This is a genomic window from Streptomyces sp. NPDC048191 (assembly GCF_040652655.1).
In the GTDB taxonomy this organism is placed as follows: Bacteria; Actinomycetota; Actinomycetes; order Streptomycetales; family Streptomycetaceae; genus Streptomyces.
This window is the reverse complement of sequence record NZ_JBEZMO010000021.1, coordinates 1-25146: the sequence shown is the minus strand read 5'-3', so window position 1 is coordinate 25146 and position 25146 is coordinate 1. Positions and strand designations below refer to the sequence as shown.

Annotated in this window: 25 protein-coding genes; 17 read left to right on the top strand and 8 right to left on the bottom strand. The window is 70.7% G+C overall.

Annotated elements, in window-relative coordinates; translation table 11 throughout:
* Positions 1 to 129: 129 nt before the first annotated feature.
* On the bottom strand, positions 130 to 1596 hold the full coding sequence (locus AB0D93_RS28795; protein WP_362125149.1) for a tetratricopeptide repeat protein: 1467 nt from the start codon (positions 1594 to 1596) through the stop codon (positions 130 to 132).
* A gap of 92 nt (positions 1597 to 1688) precedes the next feature.
* Between AB0D93_RS28795 and AB0D93_RS28790 the strand changes: the two genes are divergently transcribed.
* Complete coding sequence (locus AB0D93_RS28790) at positions 1689 to 3104, top strand: FAD-linked oxidase C-terminal domain-containing protein (RefSeq protein ID WP_362125146.1); 1416 nt, start codon at positions 1689 to 1691, stop codon at positions 3102 to 3104.
* 17 nt (positions 3105 to 3121) lie between these two features.
* Here the strand turns inward: AB0D93_RS28790 and AB0D93_RS28785 are convergent, their stop codons facing one another.
* Positions 3122 to 3535 (bottom strand): SsgA family sporulation/cell division regulator, encoded by a 414-nt coding sequence (locus tag AB0D93_RS28785; protein WP_362125142.1) that lies wholly within the window; start codon positions 3533 to 3535, stop codon positions 3122 to 3124.
* Between the two features lie 236 nt (positions 3536 to 3771).
* On the opposite strand from AB0D93_RS28785, the gene AB0D93_RS28780 reads away from it, so the two are divergent.
* Positions 3772 to 5505: an RDD family protein gene (locus tag AB0D93_RS28780; protein WP_362125139.1), complete on the top strand. Its 1734-nt coding sequence runs from the start codon at positions 3772 to 3774 to the stop codon at positions 5503 to 5505.
* A gap of 88 nt (positions 5506 to 5593) precedes the next feature.
* Complete coding sequence (locus AB0D93_RS28775) at positions 5594 to 6397, top strand: RDD family protein (protein ID WP_362125136.1); 804 nt, start codon at positions 5594 to 5596, stop codon at positions 6395 to 6397.
* 69 nt (positions 6398 to 6466) lie between these two features.
* Here the strand turns inward: AB0D93_RS28775 and AB0D93_RS28770 are convergent, their stop codons facing one another.
* Entirely contained in the window at positions 6467 to 6712 is a 246-nt protein-coding gene (locus tag AB0D93_RS28770; protein ID WP_362125133.1) for a hypothetical protein, read from the bottom strand.
* A 299-nt stretch (positions 6713 to 7011) separates the two neighbouring features.
* On the opposite strand from AB0D93_RS28770, the gene AB0D93_RS28765 reads away from it, so the two are divergent.
* Together AB0D93_RS28765 and AB0D93_RS28760 are read left to right on the top strand one after the other, a co-directional pair.
* Entirely contained in the window at positions 7012 to 9369 is a 2358-nt protein-coding gene (locus tag AB0D93_RS28765) for an immune inhibitor A domain-containing protein (RefSeq protein ID WP_362125130.1), read from the top strand.
* 121 nt (positions 9370 to 9490) lie between these two features.
* Complete coding sequence (locus AB0D93_RS28760; RefSeq protein WP_362125128.1) at positions 9491 to 9811, top strand: hypothetical protein; 321 nt, start codon at positions 9491 to 9493, stop codon at positions 9809 to 9811.
* Between the two features lie 3 nt (positions 9812 to 9814).
* Here AB0D93_RS28760 and AB0D93_RS28755 read toward each other — a convergent pair whose 3' ends face one another.
* The gene (locus AB0D93_RS28755) at positions 9815 to 10408 is read right to left on the bottom strand and encodes an isochorismatase family protein (protein ID WP_362125125.1); all 594 of its coding nucleotides are present in this window, start codon (positions 10406 to 10408) and stop codon (positions 9815 to 9817) included.
* 97 nt (positions 10409 to 10505) lie between these two features.
* Entirely contained in the window at positions 10506 to 11852 is a 1347-nt protein-coding gene (locus AB0D93_RS28750) for a nicotinate phosphoribosyltransferase (RefSeq protein WP_362125123.1), read from the bottom strand.
* 57 nt (positions 11853 to 11909) lie between these two features.
* On the opposite strand from AB0D93_RS28750, the gene clpS reads away from it, so the two are divergent.
* The 9 genes from clpS (at position 11910) to AB0D93_RS28705 (ending at position 19631) form a co-directional block, all read left to right on the top strand.
* Positions 11910 to 12227: an ATP-dependent Clp protease adapter ClpS gene (gene clpS / locus AB0D93_RS28745; protein WP_362125120.1), complete on the top strand. Its 318-nt coding sequence runs from the start codon at positions 11910 to 11912 to the stop codon at positions 12225 to 12227.
* 13 nt (positions 12228 to 12240) lie between these two features.
* On the top strand, positions 12241 to 12846 hold the full coding sequence (locus AB0D93_RS28740; protein WP_362125117.1) for a DUF2017 domain-containing protein: 606 nt from the start codon (positions 12241 to 12243) through the stop codon (positions 12844 to 12846).
* A 350-nt stretch (positions 12847 to 13196) separates the two neighbouring features.
* Complete coding sequence (locus tag AB0D93_RS28735; RefSeq protein WP_362125114.1) at positions 13197 to 14630, top strand: amino acid permease; 1434 nt, start codon at positions 13197 to 13199, stop codon at positions 14628 to 14630.
* 144 nt (positions 14631 to 14774) lie between these two features.
* Complete coding sequence (locus AB0D93_RS28730) at positions 14775 to 15197, top strand: M67 family metallopeptidase (protein ID WP_362125111.1); 423 nt, start codon at positions 14775 to 14777, stop codon at positions 15195 to 15197.
* A gap of 92 nt (positions 15198 to 15289) precedes the next feature.
* Positions 15290 to 15385, top strand: a complete 96-nt coding sequence (locus AB0D93_RS28725) for a putative leader peptide (RefSeq protein WP_362125108.1) — start codon at positions 15290 to 15292, stop codon at positions 15383 to 15385.
* 85 nt (positions 15386 to 15470) lie between these two features.
* Entirely contained in the window at positions 15471 to 15749 is a 279-nt protein-coding gene (locus AB0D93_RS28720) for a MoaD/ThiS family protein (protein ID WP_362125105.1), read from the top strand.
* Between the two features lie 17 nt (positions 15750 to 15766).
* A complete protein-coding gene (locus AB0D93_RS28715) occupies positions 15767 to 16717 on the top strand; it encodes a cysteine synthase (RefSeq protein ID WP_362125102.1) in 951 nt (316 codons plus the stop codon).
* A gap of 263 nt (positions 16718 to 16980) precedes the next feature.
* Positions 16981 to 19047: a putative Ig domain-containing protein gene (locus AB0D93_RS28710; RefSeq protein WP_362125099.1), complete on the top strand. Its 2067-nt coding sequence runs from the start codon at positions 16981 to 16983 to the stop codon at positions 19045 to 19047.
* Positions 19048 to 19178: 131 nt separating this feature from the next.
* Positions 19179 to 19631, top strand: coding sequence for a hypothetical protein (locus tag AB0D93_RS28705; RefSeq protein WP_362125096.1), 453 nt, complete (start codon positions 19179 to 19181; stop codon positions 19629 to 19631).
* On the opposite strand, the gene AB0D93_RS28700 is transcribed toward AB0D93_RS28705, so the two are convergent.
* On the bottom strand, positions 19632 to 20090 hold the full coding sequence (locus AB0D93_RS28700) for a type II toxin-antitoxin system PemK/MazF family toxin (protein ID WP_362125093.1): 459 nt from the start codon (positions 20088 to 20090) through the stop codon (positions 19632 to 19634).
* A 215-nt stretch (positions 20091 to 20305) separates the two neighbouring features.
* Here AB0D93_RS28700 and AB0D93_RS28695 point away from each other — a divergent pair, with 215 nt between their 5' ends.
* Positions 20306 to 21055, top strand: a complete 750-nt coding sequence (locus AB0D93_RS28695) for an MBL fold metallo-hydrolase (RefSeq protein ID WP_362125090.1) — start codon at positions 20306 to 20308, stop codon at positions 21053 to 21055.
* A gap of 66 nt (positions 21056 to 21121) precedes the next feature.
* On the opposite strand, the gene AB0D93_RS28690 is transcribed toward AB0D93_RS28695, so the two are convergent.
* Complete coding sequence (locus AB0D93_RS28690) at positions 21122 to 22369, bottom strand: PTS transporter subunit EIIC (RefSeq protein ID WP_362125087.1); 1248 nt, start codon at positions 22367 to 22369, stop codon at positions 21122 to 21124.
* 133 nt (positions 22370 to 22502) lie between these two features.
* A complete protein-coding gene (locus AB0D93_RS28685) occupies positions 22503 to 23819 on the bottom strand; it encodes a PTS transporter subunit EIIC (protein ID WP_362125084.1) in 1317 nt (438 codons plus the stop codon).
* A 183-nt stretch (positions 23820 to 24002) separates the two neighbouring features.
* Between AB0D93_RS28685 and AB0D93_RS28680 the strand changes: the two genes are divergently transcribed.
* The gene (locus AB0D93_RS28680; protein ID WP_030610403.1) at positions 24003 to 24236 is read left to right on the top strand and encodes a PTS glucose/sucrose transporter subunit IIB; all 234 of its coding nucleotides are present in this window, start codon (positions 24003 to 24005) and stop codon (positions 24234 to 24236) included.
* A gap of 78 nt (positions 24237 to 24314) precedes the next feature.
* The gene (gene rph, locus AB0D93_RS28675) at positions 24315 to 25052 is read left to right on the top strand and encodes a ribonuclease PH (RefSeq protein ID WP_362125081.1); all 738 of its coding nucleotides are present in this window, start codon (positions 24315 to 24317) and stop codon (positions 25050 to 25052) included.
* Positions 25053 to 25146 lie beyond the last annotated feature (94 nt).

Below are 25146 nucleotides of genomic sequence, written 5' to 3'. Positions count from 1 at the left end.
CTCTGGCGGGGCCGCCCCGCGCGGCCCCCCCGGCCCCCGCGGGCGGGGGGGCGCGCGGCGGCGCGGGCGCCGGCGCGCGCCCCCCCCGCCCCCCCGCCTGCCGGGATCAGCGGCCGAAAACGGCCCCGCTCACCGCGGCGCCCGCTCTTCCCGCGCCTCCCCGCCCAGCCCCGACAACGCCGCCAGCGCCGTCGGCACGCGCAGGGGCGAGAAGTACGGATTGATCCGCAGGGCCTCCTGGAGATGGCGGCGGGCCGGGGCCGGCAGGCGCAGTTCCCGCTCGATCAGGCCCCGGTGGAAGACGTACAGCGGGCTGCGCAGGCCGCCCTTCGACGTGTCCGTCGCGGCGGTGGCGTAGGTCAGCGCCTCTTCGTCGTCGCCGGTGCGGTGCAGCGCCCAGCCGAGCGCGTCGGCCACCTCGGTCCCCGGCTGGCGCCGCCACTCCGCCCGCAGCCGCCGTACCGCCTCCGCCGAGTCCCCGTGGTCCGCCTCGAACTGCCCGAGCAGCAGGTCCTCGTCGACCCCGGCCGCCGCCCCCTGCCGTACCAGCGTCCTCAGCTGCTCGTACCGCGCCCGGGCCCGCGCGGGCAGACCGCGTGCCTCGTAGAGCTCGCCCAGTTCATAGGCGTCCTGCGGGCTCGGACGCCGGGCGAGCGCCGCGCGGTAGGCGGAGTACGCCTCCTCCGTGCGGCCCAGCGCGGCCAGCACCCGGCCCCGCCCGGCCTGTGCCGCCCGCTGCTCGGGATCGAGGCGTACGGCCGCCTCGTAGTGCCGCAGCGCGTCCTGGAGGTCCCCGCGTTCCCAGGCCAGCTGTCCGAGCCCGGTCAGACAGGCGGCCCGCTCGGCCGGGGTGCCGGCCGCGGCCGCCGCGTCCGTCAGCTGGGCCACCGCGTCCTTGCGCCAGCCCCGGTCCCGGTACACCGCCGCGGCCCGCGCCCGCACCACGGGCCGTGCCGCGGCGCCGGTGCGCAGCTTGAGCAGCCTGTCCAGCGAGGCCCGGGCCGCCGTGTAGTCGCCGAGCCCGGTGTAGGCGTCGATCAGCGGCGGGTACGCCGTCCACCGCTGCGGCGCCGCCCGCAACGCCTCCTCGCCGTACAGTTTCGCCGCCGGGAAGTCCCGGCGCGCCAGCGCGAGGGCGGTCAGGCCGTCGAGCGCCTCGGTGTTCCGCGCACCCCGCACCTTCAAGGACGTCCGCAGCGCCTGCTCCGCCCGCGGGTAGTCCGCCGGGTCGGCCGTCCGGCGCCCCCGCTCCACGTACGCGCTCCCCAGCACCGCCCACGCCCGGGCGTCCCGCGGCCGGCTCCGCACCCGCCGCTCCTGCCGCCCGATCAGCGCCGCCAGTTGCGGCAGTGTGGCCGGCACCCCCGGGGTCACCGCCGTCAGCGCCGGTGCCTGTGCCCGCGGACCGGCGGCGGGCGGCCGGACCGAGGCGTGCCGCCGCTGCCGTCCCGCGGGCGGCGGCAGCCACACCGCGGCCGCCGCGAGAGCGCCCACCAGCGCGGTCACCAGCAGCCGGCGCGGCCACCGTCGCCCGTGGCCCGGCGCCGGCGGCTCCACCGGCGGGGACGTGTCCGGCTCCCACACTCGGTTGTCCATGGCGTTCACTGTGCGTCCGTACGACGAGCCGACCCGGGTGGCCCAAGGCAGGCGCGGACGGGGTTCACACCGATGGCCGTGAGTGCGAACCTTTGATCATGAGCCGCATCGAAGCGCCCCGCTCCGAAGACGCCGTGGACACCGGCAACCTGACCGACCGGCTCCTGGCCGGCCTGCCCGCCGAGGCCGTCCTCACCGACCCCGCCGTCACCGCCTCCTACGCCAACGACATGGCGAGCTTCTGCCCGGCCGGCGCCCCCGCCGTCGTCGTACTGCCGCGCACCGTCGAACAGGTCCAGCACGTCATGCGCACCGCCACCGAGCTGCGCGTGCCCGTCGTCCCGCAGGGCGCCCGCAGCGGGCTGTCCGGCGGCGCCAACGCCGTCGACGGCTGCATCGTGCTGTCCCTGACCAAGATGGACCGCATCCTGGAGATCAGCCCCGTCGACCGGATCGCCGTGGTCGAACCGGGCGTGGTCAACGCGACCCTGTCCCGCGCGGTCGAGGAGCACGGCCTGTACTACCCGCCGGACCCCTCCAGCTGGGAGATGTGCACCATCGGCGGCAACATCGGCACGGCGTCCGGCGGACTGTGCTGCGTGAAGTACGGCGTCACCGCCGAGTACGTCCTCGGCCTGGACGTCGTCCTGGCCGACGGCCGCCTGCTGTCCACCGGCCGCCGCACCGCCAAGGGTGTCGCCGGCTACGACCTCACCCGCCTGTTCGTCGGCTCCGAGGGCTCGCTCGGCATCGTCGTCCGCGCGGTCCTCGCCCTCAGGCCCAAGCCGCCGCAGCAGCTGGTGCTGGCCGCCGAGTTCCCGTCGGCGACCGCCGCCTGCGACGCCGTGTGCCGGATCATGGAGGGCGGTCACGTCCCCTCCCTCCTCGAACTGATGGACCGTACGACCGTCAAGGCGGTCAACGACCTGGCCCACATGGGCCTCCCGGAGACCACCGAGGCGCTGCTGCTGGCCGCGTTCGACACCCTCGACCCGGCCGCCGACCTCGCCGCCGTCGGCGCCCTGTGCGAGGCCGCCGGCGCCACCGAGGTCGTCCCGGCCGACGACGCGGCCGAGTCCGAGCTGCTGCTGAAGGCCCGGCGGCTCTCGCTGACCGCGCTGGAGGCGGTCAAGGGCACGACGATGATCGACGACGTGTGCGTGCCCCGCTCGAAGCTCGGCGCGATGCTGGAGGGCGTCGAGCGGATCGCCGCCGGGTACGACCTGACCATCGGGGTCTGCGCGCATGCCGGCGACGGCAACACCCACCCCACCGTCTGCTTCGACGCCCAGGACCCCGACGAGTCCCGGCGGGCCCGCGAGTCCTTCGACGAGATCATGGCCCTCGGCCTGGAGCTGGGCGGCACCATCACCGGCGAACACGGAGTCGGCGTACTGAAGAAGGAGTGGCTGGCCCGGGAGATCGGCCCGGTCGGCGTCGAGATGCAGCGGGCCGTGAAGCAGGCCTTCGACCCGCTGGGCATCCTCAACCCGGGCAAGGTCCTCTGAGCCACCGGTACGGCCGCTCACCGGGCGAGCAGCTGGTCGAGGGCGTCGTCGATGCCCAGCTGCCCGCCCTCCGTGCCCGGCGGCACCGCCCGCAGGGTCCGCTCCAGCCAGGCCGACACCTGCGGGACCGGCGCCTCCAGCAGCGCCTCCCCGTCCGGCGAGCTCAGCGCCATCAGCACGACACTGCGCCCGTCCGCCTTCGTCGGCCAGACCCGCACGTCCCCCTGCCCGCACGGCCGGAACACCCCCTCCACCAGCAGGTCCCGGGCGAAGGTCCAGTTGACCGGGGACAGGGAGTTGATGTGGAAGGCGATGTGGACGGCGTACGGGTCGTCGGAGCGGTAGCGCAGCCGGGCCGGCACCGGGATGCCGCGCTCCGGCGACAGGATGAGCCTCATCTCCAGCTCCCGTTCCACCTCGGTGTGATGCATGACGTTGCCTTTCTGTTCCGTCCGGGCCGCTCGGACCGGGCCCGCACCAACGGAGAGAGGACAGGGGCCGGGCCATTACGCGGGTCCGGGGAAATTTTTTTCGGCGGACCTGTGAGAGCCGGGTACGGCGTTGCCCGGAAAGGAGTGGGTCCTGCGGGACTGGCGCTGCGGGGTGCCCCGGTCTGATAGATGTGGAGGCCCCCATCCCACCCCCGAGCAGATACGGGACGACGGACATGAGCGCCCCAACCCCGGCCCCAGGCGACGACAGGCCCCGCGAGGGCTACTACCCGGACCCGTCCATCCCCGGATACGTCCGGTACTGGAACGGCGCCTCCTGGGTGCCCGGCACCAGCCGCCCGGCGCCGAAGGACGGCGAACCGCTCGCCCCGCCGCCCGGCGTCCGTCCCGCCGCCCCGGCGGTGGAGGAGACCGGCCCGCACTTCTTCGACGAGGACCCGGAACCGACGCCTTCCGGCCGGGACGGCGCGGGCGCGTCCGCCGACGCCGGCAGCGGGCCCGGCGGCTGGGACACCGACGCCCGCGGCGGCACGGGCCACGCCGGCTACGGCGACCGTGACGCGGCGCCGTCGCAGCCCGGGCCGGGCGGTCCGCACTCGGATGCCGCGGGCGCCGGGCGGCCGGGGGCCGGCGGCCAGGGTGTCGGGCAGTCCGGGTCCGGCGGCCGGCCGGCGGGGCATTCCGGTTCCGCCGGTGACGGCGAGGGGCGTACCGCCTGGGGCGCCGACCCGCGGGTACCCGCGGAGGGCCCGGCCCAGCCGGGCGGGCGCGCCGACGGCACCGCATCGACCCCGCCGGCGGAAGGCGACGACCAGGATCCCGGCGGTACGTTCCTCTTCCGCCGGCCGGTCCCGGGGCCCGCGGCCGTCCGGGACGAGGGCACGATGACGTTCCGTCCGGTACCCGGCCAAGGACGGCCGGACGCACGGCCCTCCGGCCCCGGGACGCCCGCTTCCCCGGCCTCGGGCGCGGAAGCCGGCTCGGGTTCCGGTTTCGGTCCCCACGGCTCGGCGCAGGGGACCGCCGGGGCGGCCAGTGGCCTCCCTCCGCAGGGCCCGGACGCGGGTTCAGGCTTCGGCGCGCAGGGCCCGGCCCAGGGGCCCGGGTTCGGCGGGCCCGGCTCCGGCTCGGGTGCGGCGCCCGGGGGCTTCGGGCCGCAGGGCCCCGTCGGCCCACCCGGCCCGTCCACCCCGGCCGGGCCCGGCTTCGGGGCCGGCAAGGCCGCCGCCGCACGTGCCGCCGCCCAGACACCGCAGGGATCCCAGCCCGGGCCCGCCGCCGTGGCACCGTCCGTGCCGGCCCAGAGCGGCCCCCCGGCCACCCCGGTGACCAGCGGTCCCGGTGGCGGGCAGGCGTCCTGGGCGCAGCAGGTGCACCAGCTGGCCGGTGGCGGTGACGAGCAGCCCGTGGCGCCGTGGAAGCCGCCGGTGGAGGACCTCTTCCAGGCGGCCGCGCGCCGGCAGGCCGCCGCCCGGCCCGCCGGACTCGGCAAGCGCCTCGCCGCCCGGCTGGTCGACAGCCTGGTGGTGGGCGCGGTGACGGCCGCCGCAGCCGTACCGCTCGGCATCCAGGCGGTCGACCACATCCAGCAGAAGGTCGACGAGGCCAAGCTGTCCGGCCACGAGGTCACCGTCTGGCTGCTCGACGGCACGACCGGCACCGGCCTCGGGATCGTGCTCGCCGTCCTGCTGCTCGTCGGCGTCGTGTACGAGGTGCTGCCGACCGCCAAGTGGGGCCGCACCCTCGGCAAGAAGCTGCTGGGCATCGAGGTGCGCGACATCGAGGCGCACGAGCCGCCCTCCTTCGGCGCGGCGCTGCGCCGCTGGCTGGCCTACAGCGTGCCCGGACTGCTCGGCATCGGGATCGTGGGCGTGCTGTGGTGCCTGTTCGACCGGCCCTGGCACCAGTGCTGGCACGACAAGGCGGCGCACACCTTCGTCGCGGGCTGAGCGCCGGCCGAACGGCTCCCCGTCGGCCGGTACCCCGTACGGCCGTCCGCCGGATGCGGAGCCGGGAGGTTCGCGGTCCACTCGGGCCATGAGCAGCGAACCGCCCCCCGGCTCCGGAGAGCAGCCCCCCGAGGACGACCCGTTCAGGAAGCGGCCCCCGTCGGACCAGGGGTCGGGCTCGCCGTACGACACCCCGTACGGCGGCGCCCAGCAGCCCCCGCCCCCGGGCGGCGGGCAGCCTCCGGGCGGCGGCCAGCCACCCCCGTACGGCAGCGGCGAACCCCCGCCGCCGTACGGCAACGAGCCACCGCCCCCGTACGGCGGGGACCAGCCCCCTCCCTCCGGCGGCGGCCCCTACGGAGGCGGGCCCTACGGAGGCGGCCCCTACGGCACGGGCCCCTACGGCGCCGGTCCCGGCGGCTACCCCGGTGACCCGCTCGCCGGTATGCCCCCGCTCGCCGACAGCGGCAGGCGGACGCTCGCCCGGATCTTCGACATGATCCTCGTCGGTATCGTCGTCTGGCTGCTCACCTGGGCGTTCGGGGTGCGCGAGTACCAGGTCAACGGCGACCACGTCGAGGTCGGCAAGTCCGTGGGGCAGTCCTTCATCGCGGCCGTGCTGTACATCGCCTACGACACGTTCATGATGAGCAAGTACGGCCAGACCCTCGGCAAGAAGTGGCTCGGCATGCGGGTGGCGAACCTGGACAACGGCGCCACCCCCTCGGTGCAGGCCAACCTGATCCGCTCCGTGGTGCTGTGGGTGCCGTTCGCCTTCTGCTGCGCCTGCATCTGGACGGCGATCTGCGGCGGCTGGAGCTTCTTCGACAAGCCCTACAAACAGGGCCTGCACGACAAGGCGGCGAAGACGGTGGTGGTCAGCACGCGTTGAGGGACGGCTGCGCGTACGAAAGCGGCGGGTCCGTGAGGTCACGGCCCGCCGCTTTCGTGCGCGCACTGTTCACAGAGCCGTGGACACCGGCTGCTCCCGCGGAGCGGGCTCGGCGGGCTCGGCCGGCAGCTCGGTCGTACGGGTCTTCGGCAGGGGCACCGTCATCGCCACGAGCAGCCCGAGGGCCAGGGCCGCGAGGGCGATGACGGTGACCCCGAGGCCCGAACTCGTCTGGGACAGCAGCAGCATGGCGAGCGTCGAGAAGATCACGGTGCAGGATCCGTAAACGAGCTGTGCGGCAGTCGGACGAGGCATGACAATCGTGTCCTCGGAAGTCTTCGGGGGATTCTTCGGATGGGCGTGCCATTCGGCTCTCTTCGCGTGCATGCCCGAGCCGGGCGCCCGGTAAGCATGACCTAACCCAGGGTACCGGTGCACAGGGGGCGCACGGAGTCATGGGGTGGAGGCATAGTCCGCGAGCAGGTTCGTAAAGCGAACGTATGCTCCGCCTAGTGCACTTGACCAGAGCAAGTCAAGGACTGTCTTTTCTTCTAAACCTCTAGTCAAATTACGTCACTTGGCATGCGCCGAACAGGCGCAGGGGAGGAACTCAAGTGACCAGCAGATCCTGGACGTTCAGAGCGGCCGCGATCGGTGTGACACTCGCGGCGGCCTCCGCGACGTTTGCCACCTTCGCCGTCGCTGAGGCGAACACCCGGACCGGGTCCGCAGCCGTCAACCGGCACGACCCGGCCCCGGTGAAGCAGCGGGCACACGACCTCGACGGTCCGCTGAGCAAGACCCAGGAGGCCCAGCGCCGGGAGGCGCTGAGCCAGCTCATATCGGGAAAGGCCAAGGCGCAGGAACGCAACGGCTCCAAGGTCGTGGCGCTCAAGAGCCACCGGGGCAAGAGCAAGTACGTCGAGCTCAGCCGTGAGAAGACCGACAAGATCTTCACCATTCTGGTGGAGTTCGGGGACAAGACCGACCCCAAGTACGGCGGCACGGCAGGCCCGCTGCACAACACCATCGCCGCGCCGGACCGCAAGACGGACAACTCCACGGCCTGGCAGAAGGACTACAACCAGAAGCACTACCAGGACCTCTACTTCGGCACCGGCGACAAGACCGAGTCGCTGAAGAAGTACTACGAGAAGCAGTCCTCGGGCCGCTACTCGGTCGACGGCGAGGTCACGGACTGGGTCAAGGTCCCCTACAACGAGGCCCGTTACGGCAACAACGCGTGCGGGCAGACCAACTGCCCGAGCGTGTGGAACGTGGTCAGCGACGGCGTCAACGCCTGGGTCGCCCAGCAGAAGGCGGCCGGCAGGTCCGACGCCGCCATCAAGAAGGACCTCGCCCAGTACGACCAGTGGGACCGGTACGACTACGACCACGACGGCAACTTCAACGAGCCCGACGGGTACATCGACCACTTCCAGCTCGTGCACGCCGGTGAGGACGAGTCCGCGGGCGGCGGCGCCCAGGGCACGGACGCGATCTGGGCCCACCGCTGGTACGCCTTCGGCACCGGCGCGGGCGCGACCGGCCCCGCGGACAACAGGCTCGGCGGTGCCCAGATCGGCGACACCGGCATCTGGGTCGGCGACTACACCATCCAGCCGGAGAACGGCGGCCTCGGCGTCTTCGCCCACGAGTACGGCCACGACCTCGGCCTGCCGGACGAGTACGACACCGCGGGCGGCGACAACTCCACCGGTTTCTGGACCCTGATGTCCTCCGGTTCGTGGCTCGGCACCGGCAGGGAGTCGATCGGCGACCTGCCGGGCGACATGAACGCCTGGGACAAGCTGCAGCTGGGCTGGCTGAACTACGACACGGCCAAGGCCGGTACGCAGTCCACCCACAAGCTCGGTGTGGCCGAGTACAACACCTGGGACAAGCAGGCCCTCGTGGTGACCCTGCCGGACAAGGCGGTCACCACCACGATCACCCAGCCGGCCGAGGGCAAGGCCCAGTGGTGGAGCGGCAGCGGCAACGACCTGAAGAACACGCTGACCCGGTCCGTGGACCTCACCGGCAAGTCCTCGGCGAAGCTGGACCTGGACGGCTGGTGGGCCATCGAGGACGGCTACGACTACCTGTACGCCGAGGTGTCGACGGACGGCGGCGCCAACTGGACCGCCCTGGACGGCACGGCCGACGGCCAGGCCCTCCCGAAGGACGGCAGCGGCAAGCCGGCGCTGACCGGCTTCTCGCAGACGCACAAGAAGCTGTCGTACCCGCTCGACGCCTACGCGGGCAAGAAGATCGACCTGCGCTTCCGTTACGCCACCGACGGCGGTGTCGCGGAGAACGGCTTCGCGGCCGACGAGATCACGGTGACCGCCGACGGCGCGCCGGTCTTCTCGGACAACGCCGAGACGCAGGACGCCGGTTGGACCACGAACGGCTTCTCCCGCATCGGCGCGTCCTTCACCAAGGACTACAAGCAGTACTACATCGCCGAGAACCGGCAGTACGTGTCGTACGACAAGACCCTCAAGACCGGCCCGTACAACTTCGGTTCGGCCAAGCGGCCCGACTGGGTGGAGCACTACCCGTACCAGAACGGCCTGTTGATCTGGAAGTGGGACACCTCCCAGGCGGACAACAACACCAACAGCTCCAACGGGCACCCCGGCACCGGTCTGATCCTGCCGGTCGACTCGCACCCGACGGCGCTGAGGTGGACCGACGGCACGCTGATGCGCAACCGCATGCAGGCCTACGACTCCCCGTTCAGCCTGTACCGCACGGACGGCATCACCCTGCACAGGGCCGACGTCGCGACGGTGATCAAGGCGTCGAAGGGTGTTCCGGTCTTCAACGACCACACCAGCACGTACTACGACCCGGCGAACCCGACCGGGGGTGTGAAGGTCACTGACACCAACACCAAGATCAAGATCGTCAAGGAGGCCGAAAACGGCTCGACGATCTTGCTCAAGGTCGGCCCTGCGGTGAAGTAGTCCACGTTTTCGCAGGTCAGACGCATATCGGCGGCAACCCCTTGGCGGGTCGCCGCCGATCGTGTTTAGGTGCGTCCTGTGGACCGCTTATTGACACCGACCGAAACGGGGATGTGACCGCATGGCCGCTGGAGGCTTCTGCAAACTGCCGAACGGCACCGTCGTGGTGGCGCTGAACCTGCCCTACGACTCCGCCGCGGTGCGGGTACTGGTGCACGCCCAGAACCGCGCCCGAGCCCTGACCAGGCTCCGCAACCTGGGGTTGCGCGCGATCTACCTCCGGGGGAACGCCGCACCTCCGACGCCGGACGAGATCACGGCGGTGCTGCACCACCCGGACGGGCTGATATGGCGCACGGCACCGGCCGACAACGGTGTCATGGTGAACGAGCTGTGGCACCCCATTCGGGCGTTGCTGCGCAGGTCAGCGGTGGTGCAGTGACCCCTAGCCGCTGACCACGGGCTTGCCCGTCAGCTCCACGCCCGCCTCCCGGAGCTCCTCCAGCGCCCGCTCCGTCGTCCCCGGGGCCACCCCCGCCGTCAGGTCCAGCAGGACCTGCGTACGGAACCCCTCGCGGACGGCGTCCAGGGCCGTGGCCCGTACGCAGTGGTCCGTGGCTATGCCGACCACGTCGACCTCGTCGACGTGGCGGGCGCGGAGCCAGTCGGCCAGGGGGACGCCGTTCTCGTCGGCGCCCTCGAAGCCGCTGTAGGCCGCCGAGTAGGCGCCCTTGTCGAAGACCGCGTCGACCGCGCCGGAGGCGACGGCCGGGGCGAAGTTCGGGTGGAAGCCGACGCCCTCCGTGCCCGCGACACAGTGCGCGGGCCAGGAGTGGACGAAGTCGGGGTTGTCGGCGAAGTGGCCGCCGGGCGCGATGTGGTGGTCCCGGGTGGCCACCACGTGGCGGTATCCGGTGCCGCCCGTCTGGCCGATCAGCTCCGTGATGGCGGCGGCCACGTCCGCCCCACCGGCCACCGCGAGGCTGCCCCCCTCGCAGAAGTCGTTCTGCACGTCTACGACGATCAAGGCGCGGCGCATGGTGGTGTCCTTCGACGACGAGTCAAGTAACTGAGCCTAGAGAATTACGGGCCCGTACGGGAGGGGGCGTTCGAGGGGGGCGGACGGCGGTCCCGCTTTAGCTACCCGAGCGCCCCTGGACGTACTCCGTCGGAAGGACGGGTTCCCCCCGGGAGAGCTGGGTGGCGGAGAGCGGGAGGTTCGCGAGGACGGCGATGTGGCGGTCCCGTGGGACGTCCAGCGGTTCGCGGGCGACCACGTCCCCGCCCTTGATCAGCTCGACCGGCAGCTGCCGGTCGGCCAGCTCGGCCGGGACCGGCCCGGTGCCCACGATCTCGGCCTCCGCCACCCCCTCCTCGTCCAGCCGGCGCGCCGCCCACTTGCGGCCCCCGACGGAGGTCTTGCCGCCGCTGGACTTCTTCGCGACCGGCACCAGCGGCGCCTTCGGGTCGCCGGACTCGGCGCGGGCGACCAGCTTGTAGACCATGGAGCAGGTCGGGTGCCCGGAGCCGGTCACCAGCTGGGTGCCGACGCCGTAGGCGTCCACGGGGGCGGCGGCGAGGGAGGCGATGGCGTACTCGTCCAGGTCGGAGGTGACCACGATCTTGGTGTTCGTGGCGCCCAGCTCGTCCAGCTGCTGCCGCACCCGGTGTGCCACGAGCAGCAGGTCGCCGGAGTCGATGCGGACCGCGCCCAGCTCGGGGCCGGCCACCTCCACGGCGGTGCGGACGGCCTCGGCGACGTCGTAGGTGTCCACGAGCAGGGTGGTGCCCCGGCCGAGGGTGTCGACCTGGGCCCGGAAGGCGTCCCGCTCGTGGTCGTGGAGCAGGGTGAAGGCGTGCGCCGAGGTGCCGACGGTCGGGATGCCGTAGCGGAACCCGGCCGCCAGGTCGGAGGTGGTGGCGAAGCCGCCGACGTAGGCCGCGCGGCTCGCGGCGACCGCGGCCAGCTCGTGGGTGCGGCGGGCCCCCATCTCGATCAGCGGGCGGTCCCCGGCGGCGGAGGACATCCGGGAGGCGGCCGCGGCGATCGCGGAGTCGTGGTTGAGGATGGAGAGGATCACCGTCTCCAGCAGCACGCACTCGGCGAAGGTGCCCTCGACCCGCATGACCGGCGAGCCGGGGAAGTAGACCTCGCCCTCGGGGTAGCCCCAGATGTCCCCGCGGAAGCGGTAGTCGGCGAGCCACTTCAGGGTCTCCTCGTCGACGATCCGCCGGTCCCGCAGGAAGCCGATGACGTCCGCGTCGAAGCGGAAGTTCTCCACCGCGTCCAGGACCCGTCCGGTGCCCGCCACCACGCCGTAGCGGCGCCCGTCCGGCAGCCGCCGGGTGAAGACCTCGAAGACGCTCCGCCGTTCGGCCGTACCGGCCTTCAGGGCGGCCTGCAGCATCGTCAGCTCGTACTGGTCCGTGAAGAGCGCCGTCGAGGGAACGTCCACCGGCAGCCCAAGGTCCGCTGTGTTCATGGCAACCGATCGTACTCCCTTTTCGTCGGTGTGACGATTTTCGTGGGCCGTGGCAGCATGGGCACTGTGACGTCACCCGCGCCCGTAGAGATCGAACGCACCGAGTCGGCGGAGGAGGTCTTCGCCGTACCCGAGCCCGACGTCCCCTGGGTCACCATCGTGCACAACGACCCGGTCAACCTCATGAGCTACGTGACCTACGTCTTCCAGGCGTACTTCGGCTACTCCAAGGACAAGGCCACCAAGCTCATGCTCGACGTCCACCACAAGGGCCGGGCGGTCGTCTCCAGCGGGACCCGCGAGGAGATGGAACGCGACGTGCAGGCGATGCACGGCTACGGTCTGTGGGCCACCCTGCAGCAGGACCGGAAGTAGCGAACTCATTTACATGCCCGGACATTTCGAACCGCTCCCCGGCGGCGGTGCCGCCGTCGCGCTCGACGACGTCGAGATCTCCATCATCCGGTCGCTCGCCGTCCAGCTCCTCGAGCTCATCGGCCCCGGCCCCGGCGCCGACAGCCCGGAGGACCCGCTCGCCGAGCTGTTCGCGGAGGGCCCGAGCGAGCCGCCCGCCGACCCGGTGCTCAGGCGGCTCCTCCCGGACGCCTACAGTGACCCGGAGCAGGCCCCGGACTCGCCGGCCGACGCCGAGGAGCGGCAGGCCCACTCCGCCGAGTTCCGCCGCTACACCGAGAACGACCTGCGGGCCGGCAAGCGGGAGAACGCTCTCGCGGTGATCCGCGGCCTGGACGCGCTCGCCCCGGTGGACGAGGGCGGGGCGGTGCTGAAGCTGGCGCCCCAGGAGTCCCGGCAGTGGCTCGGCGCCCTCAACGACCTGCGGCTCGCGATCGGCACCCGGCTGGAGATCGTCGACGAGGACGACACCGATCTGCTCTACCGGCTCCCGGACGAGGATCCGCGCAAGCCGATGGTGATGGCCTATCTCTGGCTCGGCGGGCTTCAGGAGACCCTGGTCAACACCCTTATGCCCTGACCTGGCCGTTTTGTCGGTGCACGAGTGTTCGCTCAGCGGACGCTCAAATCCGGATAACGATCGCGTCACCGTTGTGGTCAGGTTTGAAGCATTAGAGGGCTCTTTGCCCGCTTTTCCCTGTGCAGTGCGCCACATTGCCCCCCTGTGATCAATATTGCGGCCGTGATAAATCTTCACGACCGCCCGGCCCACACCACCCATGTGGGGCCGGGTGCGCCACCGAGCCGACGACCGTCGGCCAGGCACGGGCGGACCTGGAAAGCCGCCCAGCTCCAGCAATCCGGGGGGATCGAAACCCGATCCGAGGCCGAGACGAGGCCCGGGTCGGCATGGAGAAAGGCGCACCACACATGACCTCATCGCAGGTCGACCAGCTTCGCGACGGCAATGAGGCCGCGCGGGCCGACAGCGAGGGCGGCGAGGGATACCAGCGCGGGCTCGGGTCCCGGCAGATCCAGATGATCGCCATCGGCGGGGCCATCGGCACCGGTCTGTTCCTCGGCGCGGGCAAGGGCATTTCCAAGGCGGGTCCCAGCCTGATCCTGGCGTACGCCGTCGCGGGACTCGTCATCTTCCTGATCATGCGGGCGCTCGGCGAGCTGCTGATGTACCGCCCGGTGTCGGGTTCGTTCTCGGAGTACGCGCGCGAGTTCATCGGCCCCTTCGCGGGCTTCGTCACCGGCTGGACGTACTGGCTGTTCTGGGTGGTCACCGGCATCACCGAGGTCACGGCCGCGGCCGCCTACATGACGTACTGGTTCGACATCCCGCAGTGGGTCTCGGCCCTGGTCTTCACGGTCGTGCTGTACGGCGCCAACCTGATCTCCGTGAAGCTCTTCGGTGAGCTGGAGTTCTGGTTCTCCATGGTCAAGGTCACCGCGATCATCGGCATGATCCTGATCTGCGCCGGCATCCTCACGATCGGCTTCTCCGACGCCGGCGACACCGCGTCCGTCAGTCACCTGTGGAGCGACGGCGGCTTCTTCCCGCACGGTGTCGGCAGCACGCTGATGACCCTGCAGATGGTCATGTTCGCCTTCCTCGCCGTCGAGCTGGTCGGGGTGACCGCGGGCGAGTCCAAGGACCCCAAGAAGGTGCTGCCGAAGGCGATCAACACCGTGCCCTGGCGCATCGCCGTCTTCTACGTCGGCGCGCTGATCATGATCCTGTCGGTCGTGCCGTGGACGAACTTCCACCCGGGCGTGAGTCCCTTCGTCGCCGCCTTCCAGAAGATGGGTCTCGCCGCGGGCGCCGGCATCGTGAACTTCGTCGTCCTCACGGCCGCGCTGTCCTCCTGCAACTCCGGCATGTACTCCACCGGCCGCATGCTGCGCGACCTGGCGCTCAACAGCCAGGGTCCGAAGTTCTTCACCAAGCTGACGCGCAGCGGTACCCCGCTGGCCGGCACCACGTTCTCCGCGGCGCTGATGCTGGTCGGCGTCTGGATCAACTACCAGTGGCCGGGCAAGGCGTTCGACTACGTGGTGTCCTTCGCGACCATCTCCGGCATGTGGGCGTGGATCGTCATCCTGTTCTGCCAGATCCGCTACCGCGCGAAGGCGAACGCCGGGCTGCTGCCGCAGAGCGAGTTCCGCGCGCCGGGTGCGCCGTACACGAGCGTCTTCGCGCTGGCGTTCATCTTCATGGTGATCGTACTGATGGGTATCGACAAGGACGCCCGGGTGTCGCTTTACTGTGCTCCACTGTGGGCCGCGATCCTCGGCGTGTCCTACTGGGTGCTCAGGCGTCGCAACCCTCAGGCCGCGGCCTTCCGCAAGCGCTGAGCACCGCCAGGCCACCGCAAGGGACGTCCGGCCGGCGGGGGTACTCGTGGCACCCCCGTCGGCCGCCGCTCAGGACGTCCGGCATGTGGGCCGTCCCGTACCACACCTCGGTACGGGGCGGCCCGTCTGCTTATCCTGACCGTCATGCTGACCATCACCCAGGCCCTCCACGACCAGATCGTCGCCCACGCCCGCAAGGACCACCCGGACGAGGCGTGCGGTGTCGTCGCGGGCCCGGCGGGCTCGGACCGCCCCGAGCGCTTCATCCCGATGCTGAACGCGGCCATGTCGCCGACCTTCTACGAGTTCGACTCGGGCGACCTGCTCAAGCTCTACCGCGAGCTGGACGACCGCGACGAGGACCCGGTGATCATCTACCACTCCCACACCGCGACCGAGGCCTACCCGTCCCGCACGGACATCTCCTACGCCAACGAGCCCGGCGCCCACTACGTCCTGGTGTCCACCGCCGACACCGACGGCCTCGGCGACTTCCAGTTCCGCTCCTTCCGGATCGTCGCGGGCGAGGTCACGGAGGAGGAGGTCAAGGTCGTGGAGGCCTACTGAGCTTCCCTTCCGGTCTCGTACTGCGGATGGGAACTGTCCGGGATACGAGATCACATTCCGGGAGCCGGACCGGGAATCGATACGATGAGCCCATGGTTCTGTACGACGTGAGCGAGAAGGCGCGGGGCATGCTGCTCGTGGCGCGGCTGCACGTCGACCTTTGCAGGCTGAACAGCGCCATCTGTTGACGTTCCCTGCCGCCGTACGGCCGTGTGCCGCGGCGAGCCGCCGCACGCCCGAACCGCCGACACCTTCCGACAGGAGCCCTGAGCCATGGCCATCGAGGTCCGCATCCCGACCATCCTCCGCACGTACACGGACGGCCAGAAGGCGGTGGAGGGCAGCGGGAACACCCTCGCCGAGCTGTTCGCCGACCTCGAGACCCGGCACGTGGGCATCCAGGCCCGCATCGTGGACGAGGACAAGCTGCGCCGCTTCGTCAACGTGTACCTGAACGACGAGGACGTCCGCTTCATCGACGGCATCGACACCAAGCTGTCCGACGGTGACACCGTGACGATCCTGCCGGCCGTGGCCGGCGGCATGCGCTGATCGGTCGCTGAGCAGCGATGCGCTACGACTCCCCGCTGGCCGCGGTGGGCAACACCCCTCTGGTGCGCCTGCCGCGGCTCTCGCCGTCCGCCGACGTCCGCATCTGGGCCAAACTGGAGGACCGCAACCCGACCGGATCGGTCAAGGACCGCCCCGCGCTGCACATGATCGAGCAGGCGGAGAAGGACGGCCGGCTCACCCCGGGCTGCACGATCCTGGAGCCCACCTCCGGCAACACCGGCATCTCCCTCGCCATGGCGGCCAAGCTCAAGGGCTACCGCATGGTGTGCGTGATGCCGGAGAACACCTCGCAGGAGCGCCGGGACCTGCTCGGCATGTGGGGCGCCGAGATCATCTCCTCCCCGGCCGCGGGCGGCTCCAACACCGCGGTGCGCGTGGCCAAGGAGCTGGCCGCCGAGCACCCGGACTGGGTGATGCTGTACCAGTACGGCAACCCGGACAACGCGGGCGCCCACTACGCCACCACCGGCCCGGAGATCCTCGCCGACCTCCCCTCCGTCACCCACTTCGTCGCCGGCCTCGGCACCACCGGCACCCTGATGGGCGTGGGCCGGTACCTGCGCGAGCACCGGCCGGGCGTCCAGATCGTCGCCGCCGAACCGCGCTACGACGACCTGGTGTACGGCCTCAGGAACCTCGACGAGGGCTTCGTGCCGGAGCTGTACGACGCCTCCGTGCTGACCACCCGCTTCTCGGTCGGCTCGGCCGACGCGGTCACCCGCACCCGTGAACTCCTGCAGCAGGAGGGCATCTTCGCGGGCGTCTCGACCGGTGCCGCCCTGCACGCGGCGATCGGCGTGGGGAAGAAGGCGGTCAAGGCGGGGGAGTCCGCCGACATCGTCTTCGTCGTGGCCGACGGCGGGTGGAAGTACCTGTCCACCGGCGTCTACACGGCGGCCACCACCGAGGAGGCCATCGAGACGCTGCAGGGCCAGCTCTGGGCGTAGTTTCCCGCCAAGTGCCCGTCAGCCCCCTCTCATGAGGGGGCTAAGCCATTCCTATGGCAGGGCAAAGAATTCCTTTGAGTACTGCCACTATCCCTGGGGCCAGGACTACGTTCCTCCCGCACCCTGACATGTCACGCTCACGCGGCGGCCGGTCAGGTGTCTGTGAGTGTCATGCTCATGACTGCGCGGTTCCACCGCCGCTACGCGCGTCACGGGCCTGCCAATCCAGTGCGAAACCCCACGTCAACCGGAGGCAGTACCCCATGCGTGAGTCACACCCGAGCCGGCGGAGACGGAGTCTGCGAAGACTTCTCACCGTCGCCTTCCCCGCCCTCGCCCTCACCGTCACCGGACTCGTCGCCGCGCCCACGGCCGGTGCGCAGACCGCCGGCGCGCACCCCCACGTCTCCAAGGTCACGCAGAACGCGAAAGCGCTGACCGACCCCGGGCGGCAGACCTTCCACGCCACCGGCAAGGCCGGTCAGAAGGTGCCGACCCAGCACCTGTGCGCCACCGCCGAGCCGGGCCACGCGTCCTGCTTCGCCCAGCGCCGCACCGACATCAAGCAGCGGCTCGCCTCGGCGCTCGCCGCCGCCGCGCCCTCCGGCCTCTCCCCGGCCAACCTGCACAGCGCCTACAACCTGCCCACCGCGGCCGGTTCGGGCATGACCGTCGCCATCGTCGACGCCTACAACGACCCGAACGCCGAGTCGGACCTGGCCACCTACCGCTCCACGTACGGCCTGTCGTCCTGCACCAAGGCCAACGGCTGCTTCAAGCAGGTCAGCCAGACCGGCTCTACCACCTCGCTGCCGACCAACGACACCGGCTGGGCCGGTGAAGAGATGCTCGACATCGACATGGTCAGCGCGGTCTGCCCGAACTGCAGCATCATCCTGGTCGAGGCCAACTCCGCGAACGACACCGACCTCGGCATCGCCGAGAACGAGGCCGTCTCGCTCGGCGCCAAGTTCGTCTCCAACAGCTGGGGCGGCTCCGAGTCGTCCTCGCAGACCAGTGAGGACACCCAGTACTTCAAGCACCCGGGCGTCGCGATCACCGTCTCCGCGGGTGACTCCGGCTACGGCGCCGAGTACCCGGCGACCTCCCAGTACGTGACCGCTGTCGGCGGCACCGCCCTCACCACCGCCTCCAACTCCCGTGGCTGGAGCGAGTCGGTGTGGAACACCAGCTCCACCGAGGGCACCGGCTCCGGCTGCTCGGCCTACGACCCGAAGCCGAGCTGGCAGACCGACACCAGCTGCTCCAAGCGCATGGAGGCCGACGTCTCCGCGGTCGCCGACCCGGCCACCGGCGTGGCGGTCTACGACACCTACGGCGGCTCCGGCTGGGCGGTCTACGGCGGCACCAGCGCCTCCTCGCCGATCATCGCCTCGGTCTACGCCCTCGCGGGCACCCCGGGCTCCAGCGACTACCCGGCGAAGTACCCGTACTCCCACACCTCCAACCTGTACGACGTGACCAGCGGCTCCAACGGCTCCTGCTCCACCTCGTACTTCTGCACCGCCAGGACCGGCTACGACGGCCCGACCGGCTGGGGCACCCCGAACGGCACCACCGCCTTCACCTCCGGCTCCAGCACGGGCAACACGGTGACCGTCACCAACCCGGGCAGCCAGTCCACCACCACGGGCGGCTCGGCCAGCCTGCAGATCCATGCGAGCGACAGCGCGGGCGCGGCCCTCACCTACAGCGCCTCCGGACTGCCCACCGGGCTGTCCATCAACAGCTCCACCGGCCTGATCTCCGGTACGGCGTCCACCGCGGGCACCTACCAGGTCACGGTCACCGCGAAGGACTCCACCGGCGCCTCCGGCTCGACCTCCTTCACCTGGACCGTCGGCTCCTCCGGCGGCACCTGCTCCTCCTCGCAGCTGCTGGCCAACCCGGGCTTCGAGTCGGGCAGCACCGGCTGGACCGCGACCAGCGGTGTGATCACCACCGACTCCGGTGAGGCCGCCCACGGCGGCTCCTACAAGGCCTGGCTGGACGGCTACGGCTCCTCGCACACCGACACGCTGTCGCAGTCGGTGACGATCCCGGCCGGCTGCAAGGCCACGCTCACCTTCTACCTGCACATCGACACCGCGGAGACCGGCAGCACCGCGTACGACAAGCTGACGGTGACCGCCGGTTCGACCACCCTGGCGACGTACTCCAACGTCAACGCGAACTCCGGGTACGCGCAGAAGACCTTCGACCTGTCCTCGCTGGCGGGCCAGACGGTCACCCTGAAGTTCAACGGCGTGGAGGACTCCTCGCTGCAGACCAGCTTCGTCGTGGACGACACCGCCCTGACGACCAGCTGACCGGTATGAACTGAGCACTCGATCCCGCACGCGGAAACCATCCGCGTGCGGGATCCGTTCGTGGCGCCGGCACGTCACATCTGCACCAGGCGGCCGCTCCCCCCGCGGCCACGGCAGAAAGGCGAACCCCCATGCGCCGTACGACGACGTCCCTCGCCCTCGCGGCGGCAGCGCTGCTCCTCGCCGGTTGCGGCTCACAGAGCGGCACGGACAACGGAAACGCCGGCAAGGTGTCGCCGTCGGCCTCGGCACCGGCCAAGGGCGGCTGCGCCCCGCTGGTGCAGCTCAAGGCCGCCGACAGCGGCCGTACCGTCTGTGTGGCCAAGGGCGGCGAGGTCCGCCTGGCCCTGGACGGCACCAAGTCCCGCCCGTGGAAGCCGGTCATGGCCGCCGGCACCGCGCTCAAGGGCATCAACGCGGGCTTCGTCATCCAGCCGGGCCAGGCCACGGCCGCCTACCAGGCGGTGGCCACCGGAACGGTGAAACTGACGTCCTCGCGCCCGCTGTGCGCCCAGCCGACGGCCCCCGGTCAGGTCTCGTGCAAGGGGATCCAGGAGTGGGCCGTGACGGTGAACGTGAAGTGATCAGCCCGCCAGGTGCCTGACCTGGTCCCACAGCACCGGGTCCACCACACCCACCCGGCGCCGGAAGTCACCGACCGGCACCTCGCGCAGCTCGTCGGTCTCCAGGAAGCTGGGGCGGCCGCGGGCGTCACCGACCGCGCCGGGCGGCAGCGGGATCACGCCCGCGCGCTCGTCGTGATACTTGCTGGTGATCTTGGCGACCGTGGCCCGGTTCCCGCGCACGGCCAGCACCAGACACGGCCGGTCCTTGGCATCGGTGCGGTCCTCGTGCGGAACGTCCGCCCACCAGATGTCCCCGGGGACCGGCCGGGCGGCCCGCGCCGGGTGCGCGCCCGCGCGGCCGAGCGTGCCGAGGTGCCGGCCCGCGTACCGGCGACCGCGTCCCCAGCCGTCGATGAGCGTGGCGACCAGGGCGAGCAGTACCACCGCCGCGAGCGCCAGCCACCAGGACGTGTCCATACGACGACGTTACCGGCGCGCGCCGAGGATCGCGCGCCCTCTGCGGAACCTTGTGCGCCCTCGGTCCAGCCGAACCGGTGACAGCACAGGTGAGTTCGCCCACAACGGCCCCTGGCGGAGGAGCGACCCGCGCTTTCGCGCCTTACGCTCAACAAACCGCACGACCCCCGTTCCCCTGCCCTTTTGATCTTTCCGCCAACGGAGGTTTCTGCTTCATGAAGCTCACCGTCGTCGGCTGCTCGGGGTCGTTCCCGTCCGCGGAATCGGCCTGCTCGAGCTACCTCGTCGAGGCCGACGGCTTCCGGCTGCTCCTCGACATGGGCAACGGCGCCCTCGGCGAGCTGCAGCGCCACTGCGGTCTCTACGACCTCGACGCGATCTTCCTGAGCCATCTGCACGCCGATCACTGCATCGACATGCTCGCCTACTTCGTCGCGCGCTACTACCGGCACGACGGCCGCTGCGACCCGATCCCGGTCTACGGCCCCGAGGGCACCGAACACCGCCTCACCACGGCCTACGACGACACCCCCTCCGCCTCGTCCATGAGCGAGGTCTTCGACTTCCACACCGTGAAGCCCTCCACGTTCGAGCTCGGTCCGTTCACGGTGCACACCGAGCGGGTCCGGCACCCCGTGGAGGCGTACGCCATCCGCATCGAGCACGGCGGGCGGTCGCTGACGTACTCCGGCGACACGGGTGTCACCGAGGCGCTGGACCAGCTGGCCCGGGACACCGACCTGTTCCTGTGCGAGGCCGCGTTCACGCACGGCAAGGAGAGCATCCCCGACCTGCACCTCAACGGCCGCGAGGCGGGCGAGACGGCGGCGCGGGCCGGCGCGCGGCGGCTGGTCCTCACCCACATCCCGCCGTGGACGGACCCGCAGATCAACGTCCGTGACGCGCGCGAGGTGTTCACCGGGCCGGTGGAACTGGCCACGCCGCGCGTGACGTACGAGATCTGACGCGGACGCGGAAAGGCCCCGGAACCGAGCGGGTTCCGGGGCCTTCTCATGCCGTCGCGGCCTGGCTCACGCCTTGGTGAGGTCCTCGACCTCCTCCTCGGGCTCGCGGCCCGGGGTGGGGAGGTTGAACCGGACGATGGCGAAGCGGAAGACCGTGTAGTAGATCGCCGCGAACACCAGGCCGATCGGGATGATGAGCCATGGCTTGGTCGCCAGGTTCCAGTTGAGCGCGTAGTCGATGAAGCCCGCGGAGAAGGTGAAGCCCGCGTGGACGCCGAGCGCCCAGGTGACCGCCATGGACAGCGCCGTCAGCACCGCGTGGATCGCGTACAGCAGCGGCGCGATGAACATGAACGAGAACTCGATCGGCTCGGTGACACCGGTGACGAAGGAGGTCAGGGCGAGGGAGATCATCATGCCGAGCACGGCCTTGCGGCGCTCGGGGCGCGCGGCGTGGGCGATGGCGAGCGCGGCGGCCGGCAGACCGAACATCATGATCGGGAAGAAGCCGGACATGAACATACCGGCGTGCGGGTCACCGGCGAAGAAGCGGTTCAGGTCACCGTGCACGACCTGGCCGGCGGAGTTCTTGTAGTCGCCGATCTGGAACCAGGAGACGGTGTTGACGAACTGGTGCATGCCGACCGGGATCAGCGCACGGTTGACCAGACCGAACAGACCCGCGCCCAGCGCGCCGAGACCGGTGATCCACTCACCGGCGTTGGAGATGCCCTCACCGATGGGCTTCCAGACCAGGCCGAAGAAGACACCCACGGCGGTGCCGACGAAGGCCATGATGATCGGCACCAGGCGGCGGCCGTTGAAGAAGCCGAGCCAGTCCACCAGCTTCTTGCGGTGGTAGCGCTGCCACAGCACGGCGGCCAGCAGACCCATCAGAATGCCGCCGAGGACACCGGGGTTGTTGTAGGTCGCGGCTATGTCCGCGCCCTTCTGGACCTTGGCCTCGGTGACCGGGAACGCCTTCAGTACGTTGCTGTAGACGAGGAAGCCGACCAGGGCGGCCAGCGCCGTCGAGCCGTCCGACTTCTTGGCGAAGCCGATCGCGACACCCAGGCAGAACAGCATCGGCAGGTTGTCGAAGATCGCGCCACCGGCCGTGGCGAAGACCGCCGTGACCTTGTCCGGCAGGTGCAGCTTGTCGTGGATGTCCTGCTGGCCCAGGCGCAGCAGGATGCCCGCCGCCGGCAGTACGGCGATCGGGAGCTGCAGGCTGCGGCCGACCTTCTGCAGGCCCTGGAAGAGGCCTGATCCCCGCTTCTTCGCGGGAGCCGCCGTGGCGGTGGCGGTGCTCATGGAATGGTTCCTCCATCGGTGGTGGTCTACACCACTCAGTGGTGTAGACCTGTTGTAGCACGATGAAGGTGGGATAAGGAACCACGAAATCCGCTACCGGTACGCTACGCGGTGTGCCGATGTGCTAATGAGGTCACGCCTTGGTGATGTCCTCGACCTCGTCCTCCGGTTCACGGCCCGGTGTCTTCAGGTCGAACCGCGTGATCGCGAGACGGAAGACGACGTAGTAGACCGCCGCGAAGCACAGGCCGATCGGGATGATCAGCCACGGTTTCGTCGCCAGGCGCCAGTTGATGACGTAGTCGATGAGGCCGGCCGAGAAGCTGAACCCGTCGTGCACCCCGAGCGCCCAGGTCACCGCCATCGAGACGCCGGTCAGCAGCGCGTGGACGGCGTACAGCAGCGGCGCGATGAACATGAACGAGTACTCGATCGGCTCGGTGATGCCGGTCACGAACGACGTCAGCGCCACCGACAGCATCAGACCGCCGACCTCCTTGCGGCGGTGCGGCTTGGCGCAGTGGGTCATCGCCAGCGCGGCGGCCGGCAGCGCGAACATCATGATCGGGAAGAAGCCCGAGGTGAACTGGCCGGCGTGCGGGTCGCCCTGCAGGAACATGTTGATGTCGCCGTGCACCACCGTGCCGTCGGGCTTGGTGTAGCTGCCGAACTGGAACCAGATGGGCACGTTCAGGAACTGGTGCAGGCCGACGACGAGCAGCGCCCGGTTGGCGACGCCGAAGACGCCCGCACCCCAGGAGCCGGCGTCCCGCAGCCACTTGCCGAAGCTCTCCAGGCCGCCGCCGACCGGCGGCCAGATCCACAGGCACAGCGCCGCGAAGACGATGGCGACGAACGCCATGATGATCGGCACCAGCCGGCGGCCGTTGAAGAAGCCCAGCCAGTCCACCAGCCTCGTGCGGTGGAACCGGGCCCAGAAGAAGGCGGCCAGCAGGCCCAGCACGATCCCGCCGAAGACGCCCGGGTTCTGGAAGGTGAAGGGCGTCACCGCACCCGTGGCCGCGCCGACCGTCACCTGACAGCCGACCTGCGGGATCGCCCTGGAACCGCCGGGGCAGGTCTGCGGGAACTGGTGCAGCACCCCGTAATAGACGAGGAAGCCCGTCACCGCCGCCAGTGCCGTCGAACCGTCCGCCTTCCTCGCCATGCCGATCGCCACGCCCACGCAGAACAGCAGCGGAAGCCCGATCGACCCGTCGAGCAGGGCGCCGCCCGCGCCCACCATGACCTTGGAGACGTTCGTCCAGCCCAGGCCGTCCTTGCCGAACACGTCCGGCTGGCCGAGACGGTTGATGATGCCCGCCGCCGGCAGCACCGCGATCGGCAGCTGCAGACTGCGTCCCATCTTCTGCAGACCCTGGAACAGGCGGTTCCAGCGTTCCCGTGCCGGGCCGACCGTGCTGTCGGCGGGTGGACTGTCGGCACTCATGGCGTCCTCCGGCCACTCGACTCGGACGCGGTTTGGCGACCGTACCCCCTGTGGTGTAGACCAGTCGGCGGACGGTTCCGCTGTCGTGATCGCCATCATCCGGCACGCGCGGCATGACCGCTCGCGAAGAGGGGCCAACTGTGGGTTACTGCGACAAAGCGGTTCGGATCAGGGAGAAGGAACATGGCCAGCAAGGCTGAGAAGATCGTCGCCGGCCTCGGCGGCATCGACAACATCGAGGAGATCGAGGGCTGCATCACCCGCCTGCGCACCGAGGTGTCCGACGCGTCCCTGGTCGACGAGGCCGCCCTGAAGGCCGCCGGCGCCCACGGCGTCGTCAAGATGGGCACCGCCATCCAGGTCGTCATCGGCACCGACGCCGACCCGATCGCCGCGGAGATCGAAGACATGATGTGAGCCGGCGGGTTCACCTCGAAAGGGGCTCTTCCCGACGCGGGACGAGCCCCTTGCGCAGGTACGGCTAGGCTCGTCGCCATGTCTCGCATCGACGGCCGTACCCCCCAACAGCTCCGCCCGGTCACCATCGAACGCGGATGGAGCAAGCACGCCGAGGGCTCCGTCCTCGTCTCCTTCGGCGACACCAAGGTGTTCTGCACCGCCTCCGTGACCGAGGGCGTCCCGCGCTGGCGCAAGGGCAGCGGCGAGGGCTGGGTCACCGCGGAGTACGCCATGCTGCCCCGCGCCACCAACACCCGCGGCGACCGCGAGTCCGTCAAGGGCAAGATCGGCGGTCGTACGCACGAGATCTCCCGGCTCATCGGACGCTCGCTGCGCGCCGTCATCGACTTCAAGGCACTCGGCGAGAACACCATCGTCCTCGACTGCGACGTCCTCCAGGCCGACGGCGGCACGCGCACGGCCGCCATCACCGGTGCCTACGTGGCGCTGGCCGACGCCGTCGCCTGGGCCCAGGGCAAGAAGCTGATCAAGGCCGGCCGGCAGCCGCTCACCGGAACCGTCAGCGCCGTCTCGGTCGGCATCGTCGGCGGCGTCCCGCTGCTCGACCTCTGCTACGAGGAGGACGTGCGCGCCGAGACCGACATGAACGTCGTCTGCACCGGCGACGGCCGCTTCGTCGAGGTCCAGGGCACCGCCGAGGCCGAGCCCTTCGCCCGCGAGGAACTCGACGCCCTGCTCGACCTCGCCGTCACCGGCTGCGCCGACCTCGCTGCCCACCAGCGCGCGGCACTGGAAGCCACGCTCGCGAAGTAAAAGGCGCATCAAAAGCAGGGCCGGGCCGAAGGCGAGGCCGGGGTCATCCGCCGGACACCCGCCGCACACCCCTGGAACACCCGGAATCCACCGC